General features: G+C 65.4%; 11 protein-coding genes and 1 pseudogene. 7 read left to right on the plus strand and 5 right to left on the minus strand.

Going from position 1 to position 12,074, the window contains the following annotated elements:
* Nucleotides 1–4 precede the first annotated feature (4 nt).
* Complete coding sequence (locus S58_RS26660) at nucleotides 5–703, minus strand: GntR family transcriptional regulator (RefSeq protein WP_015668507.1); 699 nt, start codon at nucleotides 701–703, stop codon at nucleotides 5–7.
* Nucleotides 704–826: 123 nt separating this feature from the next.
* On the opposite strand from S58_RS26660, the pseudogene S58_RS26665 reads away from it, so the two are divergent.
* The 5 genes and pseudogenes from S58_RS26665 to S58_RS26685 all read left to right on the plus strand — a co-directional run.
* A pseudogene (locus tag S58_RS26665) lies at nucleotides 827–970 on the plus strand (TRAP transporter substrate-binding protein DctP); the annotation flags it as partial.
* Nucleotides 971–1,017: 47 nt separating this feature from the next.
* Nucleotides 1,018–1,575, plus strand: a complete 558-nt coding sequence (locus tag S58_RS26670) for a TRAP transporter small permease (RefSeq protein ID WP_015668509.1) — start codon at nucleotides 1,018–1,020, stop codon at nucleotides 1,573–1,575.
* Nucleotides 1,572–2,927, plus strand: coding sequence for a TRAP transporter large permease (locus tag S58_RS26675; protein WP_042340237.1), 1,356 nt, complete (start codon nucleotides 1,572–1,574; stop codon nucleotides 2,925–2,927). The genes S58_RS26670 and S58_RS26675 overlap by 4 nt, the downstream gene beginning before the upstream one ends.
* Before the next feature lie 18 nt (nucleotides 2,928–2,945).
* Nucleotides 2,946–4,355: a malonyl-CoA decarboxylase gene (locus tag S58_RS26680; RefSeq protein WP_015668511.1), complete on the plus strand. Its 1,410-nt coding sequence runs from the start codon at nucleotides 2,946–2,948 to the stop codon at nucleotides 4,353–4,355.
* On the plus strand, nucleotides 4,352–5,872 hold the full coding sequence (locus S58_RS26685) for a malonate--CoA ligase (RefSeq protein WP_015668512.1): 1,521 nt from the start codon (nucleotides 4,352–4,354) through the stop codon (nucleotides 5,870–5,872). The genes S58_RS26680 and S58_RS26685 overlap by 4 nt, the downstream gene beginning before the upstream one ends.
* A gap of 106 nt (nucleotides 5,873–5,978) precedes the next feature.
* On the opposite strand, the gene S58_RS26690 is transcribed toward S58_RS26685, so the two are convergent.
* The 4 genes from S58_RS26690 to S58_RS26705 all read right to left on the minus strand — a co-directional run bounded on the left by S58_RS26690 (nucleotide 5,979) and on the right by S58_RS26705 (nucleotide 11,098).
* Nucleotides 5,979–6,449 carry a DoxX family protein gene (locus tag S58_RS26690; RefSeq protein WP_015668513.1) on the minus strand — a complete coding sequence of 157 codons (471 nt, stop codon included), beginning with the start codon at nucleotides 6,447–6,449 and terminating at the stop codon, nucleotides 5,979–5,981.
* A gap of 160 nt (nucleotides 6,450–6,609) precedes the next feature.
* Entirely contained in the window at nucleotides 6,610–8,307 is a 1,698-nt protein-coding gene (locus S58_RS26695) for a response regulator (RefSeq protein ID WP_015668514.1), read from the minus strand.
* Nucleotides 8,297–9,823, minus strand: coding sequence for an ATPase domain-containing protein (locus tag S58_RS26700; RefSeq protein WP_015668515.1), 1,527 nt, complete (start codon nucleotides 9,821–9,823; stop codon nucleotides 8,297–8,299). The genes S58_RS26695 and S58_RS26700 overlap by 11 nt, the downstream gene beginning before the upstream one ends.
* A 210-nt stretch (nucleotides 9,824–10,033) precedes the next feature.
* Nucleotides 10,034–11,098, minus strand: a complete 1,065-nt coding sequence (locus S58_RS26705) for a YihY/virulence factor BrkB family protein (protein WP_042340951.1) — start codon at nucleotides 11,096–11,098, stop codon at nucleotides 10,034–10,036.
* 355 nt (nucleotides 11,099–11,453) lie between these two features.
* On the opposite strand from S58_RS26705, the gene S58_RS26710 reads away from it, so the two are divergent.
* Nucleotides 11,454–11,699, plus strand: a complete 246-nt coding sequence (locus S58_RS26710; RefSeq protein WP_015668517.1) for a DUF3551 domain-containing protein — start codon at nucleotides 11,454–11,456, stop codon at nucleotides 11,697–11,699.
* 179 nt (nucleotides 11,700–11,878) lie between these two features.
* The gene (locus tag S58_RS37815) at nucleotides 11,879–12,067 is read left to right on the plus strand and encodes a hypothetical protein (protein WP_015668518.1); all 189 of its coding nucleotides are present in this window, start codon (nucleotides 11,879–11,881) and stop codon (nucleotides 12,065–12,067) included.
* Nucleotides 12,068–12,074: the final 7 nt, after the last annotated feature.

Consider the following 12,074-nt stretch of genomic DNA (forward strand, 5'->3'; position numbering starts at 1 on the left):
TCGCCTACTCGGCCGCGCGCGATTTCGCCGCGCCGGCACGGCCGGCCACCGCCGAGCGCTGCCGCTCGGCCAGGCCGAGCACCATGTCGGAGAAACGCTCACCCTGCGCCAGCACGTGGTCGTGCAGCCGCGTCGCGGCGAGCTGCTCGTCACCGGCGCGGATGGCGTCGAGCACACCGCCATGCTCCTGCAACGACTGCAGCAGCCGGTTGCGCGCGCGCAGCTGGATGCGGCGATAGGCGCTCAGGCGCTTGTGCAGGGCCAGCGCCTGGTCGGCGAGAAAGCCGTTGCAGCTCGCACGGTAGATCGCCTCGTGAAAAATCCGGTTATCGGCGTAGTACTGCTCGCTGTCGCCGGCACGCGCGGCCACCTCGCAGGCGCGATGAGCGGCCTCCATCGCCGCGTCGTTTTCCGGCGTGAGCCGGCGCGCCGCGAGCCGCCCGCAGGCGCTCTCGATCTCGGCCATGGTCTCGAACATCTCGAACAGCCGGGTCGGTGACGGCACGCTGACGATGGCGCCGCGGCGCGGCCTGACGTCGATGAAGCCTTCCGAGCCGAGCTGGAGCAACGCCTCCCGGATCGGCGTCCGCGACACACCGAATCGCTCCGCCAGCGAAACCTCGTCCAGCCGGTCGCCAGGCAGGAATTCCCCCGCGATCACAGCATCTTCGATCGCCTGCTTCAGTCGGAAGGCCTGGCTCATTGCATACACTCTCGGGCCAAATTCCATACCACACACTTGACAACGAATACAGCATGCAATCAATATATAAATTGTATGCAAGATTGTGAATTAAAAATGCAATGATCGAATGGGGGGTATGGAATGAGACTGTTTCGACGCCGGGCACTGGCGCTCGGCCTTGCGATGCCTGCTCTGCTGCGGGCCGGCCGCGCCACTGCCGCCACGGTGCTGAAGATCTCGCACCAGTTTCCCGGCGGAACCGCCACCGAGGGCGACTTCCGTGACAGCGAGAACTGCGTCCGCCTGATCAAGCTCGCCAGGGAGGTCGGCGCATGAGCGCGCATGGCGTCGATCTCGGGCACACCGCCGTCGTGACGACGGCGCGGCCCGGCTCTGTCACGGCGCGGATCGTCAGCGCCATGGCGCTGCTCAACCGGACCATCGTCATCTTCTGCTCGATCGCCCTGATCGCCGCGAGCGCGATCCTGAGCTACAGCGTCGCCTCCCGCTATTTCTTCAACGCCGCCACCTATTGGCAGGACGAGGCGGCGGTGTTCCTGCTGGTCGGCAGCACCTTCATGTCCACCGCCTTCGTGCAGTCGAACCGCGGCCACATCGGCATCGAGGCGCTGACCGGCTATCTCACGCGGCGCGGCAATGCGATGCGCATCTTCATCGTCGATCTGACGAGCCTGCTGTTCTGCAGCTTCTTCTCCTGGAAATCCTGGACGCTGCTTCACGAAGCGTGGGTCGACGGGCAGGTGTCCGGTTCGACCTGGGCGCCGCCGCTGTGGATTCCCTACAGCCTGATGGCCGTCGGCATGACCCTGATGACCCTGCAGATCGCGCTTCAGCTCGCATCGCAGATCGACGGATGGAGGAGCAAATGAGCACGCTTGCTGTCGGAATGATGTATGGCGGCGCGACGCTTGCCATCATGGCCTCGGGCATGCCGATCGCGCTCGCGCTCGGCACCGTCGCCGTCATCTTCATGTACTTCTTCATGCCCGGCGCATCGCTCGATACGGTGACGCAGAACGTCTATGAGGAAATGGCCTCGATCACGCTGCTCGCGATCCCGCTGTTCATCCTCAAGGGCGCGGCGATCGGCAAGTCGAAGGCGGGCCAGGATCTCTACAGCGCCATGCACGTCTGGATGGGCCGCATTCCCGGCGGTCTCGGCATCGCCAACGTGTTCGCCTGCGCGCTGTTCGCGGCGATGGCCGGCTCGTCGCCGGCGACCTGCTCCGCGATCGGCTCGGCCGGCATTCCCGAGATGCGCAAGCGCGGCTATTCCGGCGGCTTCGCGGCCGGCGTCATCGCCGCCGGCGGCACGCTTGGCATCCTGCTGCCGCCCTCGATCACGATGATCCTGTATGCGGTCGCGGCCGAGCAGTCGCTCGGGCGGCTGTTCCTGGCCGGCATCGGTCCGGGGCTGCTGCTGGTGGTGCTGTTCGCGGCCTATGCGGTGACGAAGTTCAAGGCCGAGTACCGCGCGGCGCAGCGCGCCTATGCCGCCGATCCCGCCGCGCATCCGATCCTGGCGAAGGAGCACTTCACGATGGCGATGCGGTTCGGCTCGCTGCCGCGGGTGATGCCGTTCATCGTGCTGCTCAGCGGCGTCATGATCGCGCTCTATGGCGGCTATGCCACGCCGTCGGAGACGGCCGGCCTCGGCGGCATCCTGGCGCTCGCTCTGATCGCACTGATCTACGGCGTCTGGCGCCCGGCCGATCTCGCGCCGATCCTGGAATCGACGCTGAAGGAATCCACCATGCTGATGCTGATCATCGGCATGTCCCTGCTCTACTCCTACGTGATGAGCTACCTGCACATCAGCCAGGGCGCGGCACAGGCCATCGTTGCCCTGCAGCTGTCGCGCTGGCTGCTGCTGGCGGCAATCCTCGTGATGGTGGTCGTGCTCGGCTTCTTCCTGCCGCCGGTCTCGATCATCCTGATGACCGCACCGATCATCCTGCCGCCGCTCAAGGCCGCCGGCTTCGACCTGATCTGGTTCGGTGTCGTCATGACCATCGTCATGGAGATGGGCCTGATCCATCCGCCGGTGGGCCTGAACATCTTCGTCATCCGGAACATCGCGCCCGACATCCCGTTGCGCGACGTGATCTGGGGCACGCTGCCATTCGTGCTGTTGATGGCGTTCGCGGTGGTCCTGCTGTGCCTGGTGCCGTCGATCTCCACCTGGTTGCCCAACCTGGTGATGGGCCTCCCTTCCCGCTAGCCGATGGAGCTTCAAACCATGCTGAACGAGACGCGATCCGGACGGATGTCGGCGCCGGAATTCCTGCAGGGGCTGATCGACACGCTGACCCAGCGCGGACGATCGGTGCTCGGCATCAAGCCGCCGCGCCACACCGGCGAGGATCCGGACCTCGAACTGCTCGGCGAGGCGCTGCTGTCGCGGCGCGGCGAGGCCTCGGGCGTCGCCATCGCGCAGTCGCTGCTCGCGGCGTTCGAGCGGGCGAAAGAACCGGAGCGGCTCAAATTCCTGTCCTCGCTGGCCGACCGGTTCGGGCCCGACCGCCGCGCGGTCGAGCTCGCGATCGCGGCCTACAAGAGCGAGGACGGCGGCGCGGGCAAGAAGATCGAGGCCCTGCACGCCGCGGCCGAGCCGCGGCGGCAGGAGCTGATCCGCCGGCTCAACCTGGCGCCCGGCGGCACCGCGTCGCTGGTGCGCATGCGCGAGGTGCTGCTGTCGCTGCTGTCGAAGCACCCGGAGCTGCAGGCGGTGGACGACGATTTCGTGCATCTGTTCTCGTCCTGGTTCAACCGCGGCTTCCTGGTGCTGCGGCCGATCGACTGGACGACATCGGCCAACATTCTCGAAAAGATCATCCGTTACGAGGCGGTCCACGCCATCCAGGACTGGGACGATCTGCGCAACCGCCTGCAGCCGGCCGACCGCCGCTGCTACGCCTTCTTCCATCCGCAATTGGTCGACGAGCCCCTGATCTTCGTCGAGGTCGCGCTGACCAAGCAGATTCCGGGCGCGATCGGCCCGCTGCTGGACAAGGAGCGCCAGGCCATCGACGCCCGCGAGGCGACCACGGCGGTGTTCTATTCGATCTCGAACACGCAGAAGGGCCTGGCCGGCGTCTCCTTTGGCAACTTCCTGATCAAGCAGGTGGTGCAGGATCTCATGCGCGAGCTGCCGAACCTGACGACCTTCGTGACGCTGTCGCCGGTGCCGAGCTTCGCCAACTGGGTCAAGCGCGAGCTGAAGGCGGAGGCATCGACCGCGATCGACGATGACACCCGGCGCGCGCTGGCGGCGATCGAGGCCGGCGGCGACATCGCCCACGCCAAGGAGCCGCTCACCGCGCTCGCCGCCTACTACTTCCTCAAGGCGAAGCTGCCCTCGGGCAAGCCCGTCGATCCCGTCGCCCGCTTTCATCTCGGCAATGGCGCGCGGCTGGAGCGGTTGAATTTCATGGGCGACGCCTCACCCAAGGGCCTCAAGCAATCTCATGGACTGATGGTCAACTATCTCTACGCGCTGGAGCACATCGAGGCGAACCACGAGGCCTTCGCGGAGGCCGGCACCGTCATCGCCTCGCAACAGGTCAAGAAGTCGCTGCGCGCCAAGCTGGCGTCGCAGGACCTGGTGCCCAGCCCGCAGACCAACTCGCAACGGAAGATCTCGTCATGACCTGGAACCTGTTCGACCGCCTGCTCGCCTCCGCCGCCTCGGATCAGTCGATCTGCATCGAAAATGACGACGGCACCGCGCTGAGCTACGCGGAGCTGGCAGCCCTCAGCGGCCGCTTCGCAAACCTTCTCGCCAAGCTCGGGGTCGGCCCCGGCCACCGCGTCGCCTGCAAGGTCGAGAAATCCGTCGAGGCGATCGCGCTCTATCTGGCGACATTGCGCGCAGGCGCCGTCTACCTGCCGCTCAACACCGCCTACACGCCGGCCGAATCCGAGTACTTCATTCGCGACGCCCAGCCGACGCTGATCGTATGCGATCCGAAGGAAAAGGCTGCGCTCGGCGCCATCACCGACAAGGCCGGCGGCCGCATCGAAACGCTGGACCAGGACGGCAAGGGCTCCGTGGTAGACGCGGCCGCCGCCTGCCCGAGCGAGTTCGAGACGGTCGCGCGCGCCAAGGACGATCTCGCCGCGATCCTCTACACGTCAGGCACGACCGGACGGTCGAAAGGCGCCATGCTGACGCACGGCAACCTGGTCTCCAATGCACTAACCCTGGTCGAGCAATGGCGCTACACAAGCGACGACGTGCTGATCCACGCGCTGCCGGTCTATCACATTCACGGGTTGTTCGTGGCCGGCAACGTCACCTTCGCGGCGCGCGCACGCATGATCTTCATGCAGAAATTCGATGCCGAGCGCATCTTGTCGGCGATGGCACGGGCCACCGTGCTGATGGGCGTGCCGACCTTCTATGTGCGCCTGCTGCAGAGCCCGAATCTGAGTCGCGCGTCCACCGCTCACATGCGGCTGTTCGTCGCCGGCTCCGCGCCGCTGCTGGCGGAAACCCATCGCGAGTGGCACGACCGCACCGGCCACGAGATCCTCGAACGCTACGGCATGACCGAGACCGGCATGATCACCTCCAACCCGTATGAAGGTCCGCGCATCCCGGGCTCGGTCGGCCGGCCGCTGCCGGGGGTCGAGGTGCGCATCGCCGATCCCGAGACGGGTACGCCACTTGGGGTCGACGAGGTCGGCATGATCGAGGTGAAGGGGCCGAACGTGTTTGCCGGCTATTGGCAGATGCCGGAGAAGACCGCGGCGGAATTCCGCGCCGACGGCTTCTTCATCACCGGCGACCTCGGCAAGATCGGCCGCGACAGCACCGTGCAGATCGTCGGCCGCGGCAAGGACCTCATCATCTCCGGCGGCTTCAACGTCTACCCGAAGGAGATCGAGACCGAGATCGATGCCATTCCAGGCGTCACGGAAAGCGCCGTCGTCGGCGTGCCGCATGCCGATTTCGGCGAAGGCGTCACCGCCGCCGTGGTTCGCACCCCCGGCGCATCGATCGATGAGCGCGCTATCCTCAACGCGTTGTCCGGACGGCTGGCGAAGTTCAAGCAGCCGAAGCGCGTGATCTTCGTCGATCAGCTGCCCCGCAACACCATGGGCAAGGTGCAGAAGAACCTGCTGCGCGAGCGCTTCGCCGATCTCTATGCGGTCAAGGCTTGAACGGAGCAGCCGTTCACGCGGCAGGCGGGAACGGTCGGCCCTGCTGAGATAAATGCGAAAGCCGCCCAAGAGGCGGCTTTCGTCTTCTCATCGGTATGGTTCAAAGTCAGGCCGTGGCGGTCGCCGGCACGGCCGCGACGCCCGGCTTGACCTGGCGCAGATGCACCTTCCAGGCCTCGATTGCCACCGCCAGCGAGGTGATCGCCCAGAATACGGGGTACTCATAGCCGCCGGTATTCCAGGTCCAGCCGAAGCCCTTCACGACCTGCAGCGCGTAGACGGCGAACAGCAGCAGCGCAGTGGCGCCGAGCGCGGCGAAGCGTGTGCAGATGCCGAGCACCAGGGCCACGCCGGCCGCGGATTCCGATACGGCAGCGATGACCACCCAGACCTCCGGCGGATGAAAGCCAGCCTTGGCGAAGAAGCCCGCGGTCGCGGCCGATACCGCGCCGGCTGCGAACTTTCCGGCGACATGAGGAAACAGAAACAAACCGCAAATGATGCGAAGAATGTTCAGACCATTCGACAAATCAAAATTTTCCGCCTTGATGCGGAAGTCGTCCTTGGTGAGCCACATGACTCAACTCCTTTCTGCTGGTCCCAGTGTTCCAGCGAAACGGGGCTCGGCCATTGCGGCAAATCAAACTCAATCGCTGAAATACGCAGGACTGACCTGCAGATCGTGAGGCAGGGCTCTTCGCGCGAGGGGTGGTTGATACGGAGTTAAACGGCAGCTCTCAGGAGCTGCGCGCTCGGGACCAGATGTTTTCTGACTTCACAGCATCGATCGCGGTGGCCAACTCGTCGATCCGGTAGGGCTTCGACAGAATCCGGACACCTGCGTCCTTGGCCGCATGCACGGCCGCTCCTGAATAGCCGCTGGTCAGGAGAATGGGCATGTCGACCCGCCGCCGCTGGATCTCGCGCGCGAGCTCGACCCCATTCATGCCGCCCGGCATCATGACGTCCGAGAATACGAGGTCGACCGCGCGTCCGTCGGCGAGCGCGCCGAGCGCCGCTGCCGCACTGGATGCGCGGGTCACCTCGTAGCCGAGCTGGCGCAGCATCTCGCTCACGAGCGCCGCCACCTCATCGTCGTCCTCGACCAGAAGAATGCGACCCTCATCGCGATGACGGGGACGCGGTCGATGGAGGTCGACGAGATGGTGCTGATGCCGCGATGCCGCGTGCTCGGACCTCGGAAGGTACAAGGCGATCGTGGTGCCTCTGCCGAGCTCCGACTCGATGGAGACGGTGCCGCGCGACTGCTTGACGAAGCCATAGACCTGAGCAAGCCCGAGGCCCGAGCCCTTGCCGACATCCTTGGTGGTGAAGAACGGCTCGAAAACGCGAAGGCGCACCTCGTCCGTCATTCCGGTGCCGCTGTCGATCACCGACAGGCGGACGTAGTCGCCAGCGACTTCGTCGTCCTTCCAATTCGGCAGGTTCTCACCGCGCACGACGATCGTGCCGCCGGTGAGCATCGCGTCGCGCGCGTTGACGGCGAGATTGAGCACCACCAGTTCGAGCTCGCCGGGATCGACCTCGACGGGCCAGAGTGCGTCGGGAAAATCGAACTGCACATGGACGTCGCCGCGCAGGCTCCGATCGAGCAGCTCGCGCATGCCGCCGATCTGGCGGGCGATATCGACCGGCTCGGGCCGCAGCTCCTGGCGACGGGAGAACGCAAGCAGCTGCCGGGTCAGGCTGGCACCACGCTGGGCGGCCTGGATCATTCCGTCCATCAGGCGCCGCCGCCGCGCCGGATCGGCCTGGCGATCCAGCATGTCGAGACCGCCGGAGATCACCATCAGCAGATTGTTGAAATCATGCGCGACGCCGCCGGTCAGCCGGCCGATCGCCTCGATCTTCTGGGCCTGGCGCAGCGTCTCCTCGACACGCGCGCGCTCGGCCATCTCGACACGCAGATGCTCGTTGGATTCGGCAAGCGCACGCGTGCGCTCCACCACCAGCCGTTCGAGCTCCTGCGCGGCCTGCTCGCGTGCCTCGATCAACGCGCGAATCTCGTATTGGCGGCGCCGCGCGCGCATCGCCGACTGCACGGCGCTGGTCAGCGTGATCGGCTGGATCGGGCGCTCGAGCAATGAGACGTTGCGAAGCGCGCGCACGAGATTGCGTCGCCACGCGACGACCGTGGGCTGCTCTCGGTGACTCGTCAGCACGATGAAAGGCAGGTCGGACCAGGCGGGCTGACGCTCGACCCATTGAGTGAGCTGAGCGGTATCCTTTGCGAACAGCCCCTCCTCGGTGAGGACGACCGCGCCGACACCTGCGCTCAACTCGCTGATCAGCTCCGTCAGACCGGAGCAGACCCACGTGTCGAGCTTGGCGCTTCGAAGCAGCTCCGCAGACGCAGGACCGTCGCGTCCGATCGGTGCGACGACGAGGACACGCTGGTCCCTCTCAGTTCCCATCTCTCGTGCCCGTGTCAGCAATGAGGGATCCGGTAAAGCGCGGGTTGCCCGAAAAAATCCCGCTGAATTCCGTCAGCGGCGGACCGAGGGTGATGCCGGCGCGGCTCAAACGAAACTCGCGAATCGTATGCTCGTGGTTTCCGCTGCGCTTCTTGACCACCGACAGAGCGCGGCGCACGGTCCCTGCCACCTCGAAATAGCGCAGCATCAACACCGCGTCGCTGAGATAGCTGATGTCCAGCGGCGTATCCATCGGTCCAACCAGGCCATGTTGCGCGAGGACGAGGATGGTCAGCACGCCTTGCTGGCCGAGATAGCTCAGGAGCTCGTGCATCTGCAGGATGAGAAAGCGCTCGTCCGGCATGGCATTGAGGTAGCCGTTGAGGCTGTCGATGATGATGATTTTGGCATTGTCGTGCTCGACGCTGCGACGCACGATGGCACCGAATTCGCCCGGTGACAGTTCCGCAGGATCGATCTGCTGAAGGTGAATGAGCCCGGAATTCATGTGTTGTTCGAGCGGCAGGCCGAGCGCTCGCGCCCGGGCCTCGACCGTGCCACGTCCCTCGTCGAACGCGAAGAAGACCGCGTGCTCGCCGCGCTCTGCCGCCGCAATCGCATAGCTCAACGCGAGGGACGACTTGCCGACGCCGGCCCCGCCAATCAAGAGCGCATTGGTGCCGCGCTCCAGCCCTCCGCCCAGCAACTGATCGAGCTCGGCGCTGCCGCTCGGGGTGAACTCGCCGAGGAAAGATTTGTGATGCTCGGAGGCGACCAGGCGCGGAAAGATATTCAAGCCACCCTCGGCGATGGTGAAATCATGAAAACCACCGCGAAACGAGATGCCGCGCATCTTGATCACGCGCAACCGGCGGCGCTCCGCTCCATAGTCGATCGCAAGCTGCTCCAGCATCACGACACCATGCGCAACCGAGTGAAGTTGCAGGTCGTCCTGCGACGACGACAGATCATCGAGCAGGATGACCGTGCAGTTGCGCTTGGCGAAGAAGTGCTTCAATGCGAGAACCTGACGGCGATAGCGCAACGGACTCTGCGCCAGCAACCGGAGCTCGGACAGGCTGTCGATCACGACCCGGGAGGGATCGAGGCGCTCGACCTCCTTGAACACGAGACCGGTCGTCTCGCTGAGCTCCACCTCGGCCGGGTGGAATACGGTGAGCTCCCGCTCCGGATCGAGCGTCGTCTCGGGAGGGACCAGTTCGAACACGTCGACGCCTTTGAGGGACCAGCCGTGCCGCTCGGCGACGACCTCCAGCTCCCGCTTGGTCTCGGACAGAGTGATGTAGAGCACCCGCTCGCCGAGGCTCGCGCCCTTGAGGAGAAACTGGAGCGCGATGGTGGTTTTTCCGGTCCCGGGCCGGCCCTCGTAGAGGTACAGCCTGTTGGGGTCGAGGCCACCGCCGAGGATGTCGTCGAGACCTTCGCTCCCGGTGGAAATGCGCGCGAGCCCCTTGGATCCGCCATGTTGCCTGCCGGCGATGACCTCCCCCGTCATTGAAACGCTCCGTCGTGATGAATTTAGGCGAATGGCAATCAGACACCGCCCGCCGGACAGCACAGCGAGCCCGCAAGGGGAACACAATCGAGGTGCTTCGGGTTCCCGAGGAACCCGGAGCCGGGGGCGATCAGGGTACAGGCGGTGCCAACGGAGTCGGGCCGGTTGCTGATTTGCAGCGCCCACCGGCGCCGACGTTCTCGCCCGTGGTCAGCTCGCGCGACCCACCGTGTCGGCCATGGTGGCGCCGCGCGCGCCCAGCGGCTGTTCGCGGCCGGTGGTCGTATCGCGGAGCGTCTGGTGCTCCAATTCGGCGTCGAGTTCGCCGCCGATCAGGATCACGATCGCCGAGATCCAGATCCAGGTCATGAAGCCGATCGCGGCGCCAAGCGACCCATAGGTGGCGTTGAAATTGCCGAAATTGGCCGCGTACCAGGAGAACAGCGCCGAGCCTCCGAGCCACAACGCAGCGGCAAGCGCGCTGCCCCAGCTGATCCAGCGCCATTTCGGCTCCTCGCGGTCCGGGCCATAGCGATAGATCAGCGCGAGGCCGAGCGAAACGCAGATGAAGATCGCCGGCCAGCGGCCGATGCGCAGCAGGAGGCCGGCGGCATCGGGCAGGCCCACATAGTTCAGCAACAGCGGAACGACGACGATCGCCGCGATGGCAAGCAACGCGAACAGGATCGCGCCGCCGGTGAACAGCAGCGAGATCGCGTTGAGCTTGATGAAGCCGCGCGTCTCGGGCTCGCGATAGACCACGTTGAGCGTATCGAACAGCGACTTCATCGCCGCATTTGCGCTCCAGAGCGAAATCGCGAGGCTGACCAGGAAGGTCACGCCCAGCGCCTGGCTGCCATTCGCGGAGACGCGCGTGAGCTGATCGCGCGCGATGTCGATCGCGCCGCCAGGCAGCAGGCCCTGGAGTTGCTCGAGGTGGGCGGTGATCCTGGCGGGATCCGAAAACAGGCCGTACACCGCGACCAGCGCCGCAAGCGCGGGAAAGATCGCCAGCAACGTGTAGAAGGTCATGCCCGCGGCGAGCGCGACGATCCTGTGCTCGGTGACGTTCTCATACACGCGATACAGCACATCCTTCCAGCCGCGCGCCGGGATCTCCGAGGGCGAATCGGCAAGCCGTCCTCGCCCGTCGTCACCGGAGGCGCTGCCGATACGCTGGCCGCTGGGCTCCTCCGGGGGCCGTTGCTCGAAATACTGGATCAGCAATGCGAGCCCGAGCAGTGCCAGCATGCCTCCGGTGCCGGGTCCGCGCATGCGCGGCTCGCCGAACAAGCCCGCCGTGTCCTGACGTGCAACATCCGGCTTCTTGGATCGACCGAACATGAGGGAGCATCCGCTGTTGTCGCGGAAAGAAACCGGAGGAGTCCGCGAATGTTCCGGACGCTTCCGACCGCGCCGCTGCCGTTGCCGCAGCGCCCGCAGGAGGGGCGCGGGACGCGGGCAAGCGCACCTCGATCCGGCAAATAATCTCATCGGACGATGAACGCGCGATCGCGACGGCGACACAACAGTTCGACACAAGAGTTAATGTGGCGCGCGAGGAACAGGCTTGTGCACCGCCGCGTTGCAACTTCACCTTCCAACCTCAGGGATACTCGAGGATAAACGCATGCGCCGCCTGCTCTTCGCTTCGCTTTCTGCCACGGCCCTCCTCGCGGGTTTTGCCGCGATTTCCCCGGCGTCCGCCGCCCAGGATCGCTTCTGCCTGCAGGGCCGTGCCTGGGGCTATCCGGGCAACTGCCAGTACTCGACCTATCGCCAGTGCCAAGCCGCGGCCTCCGGCACCGACGCCGGCTGCGGCATCAACCCGGCCTACGCTTACGCGCGTCAGCGCGGCGGTTACTCGCGCTATTGAGCCGGCGTCGATGAGCCCAGCTACCTGTATCTGACCATGAAGATCACGATCGATTAACGGCGGCGTTGCGGCCGCCGCGATACTTTGCGTTCCCACGAGCTGCTCCCTCTGCGTTGCGGTAAGAGCTCGGGCGGGAACAACTCAGTGAAATTGTTTTCCATCACCTCAAGGCAAGCGGCATGTGGATGCTGCATTGCCGCTCACATTCTCCTCCTCCGCCGCCGACAGGTGCGCGGAACATTGGACGTCGCCGTTGCTTATACGGCTGCGAAGTCAAACTGGAGGAGACCAACATGGACGGACTGATTTATCTGGTGGGCCTGATCGTGGTTGTCATGGCCATCCTGTCGTTCTTCGGCCTGCGCTGAGGCTGCG

This window comes from Bradyrhizobium oligotrophicum S58 (assembly GCF_000344805.1).
GTDB lineage: Bacteria > Pseudomonadota > Alphaproteobacteria > Rhizobiales > Xanthobacteraceae > Bradyrhizobium > Bradyrhizobium oligotrophicum.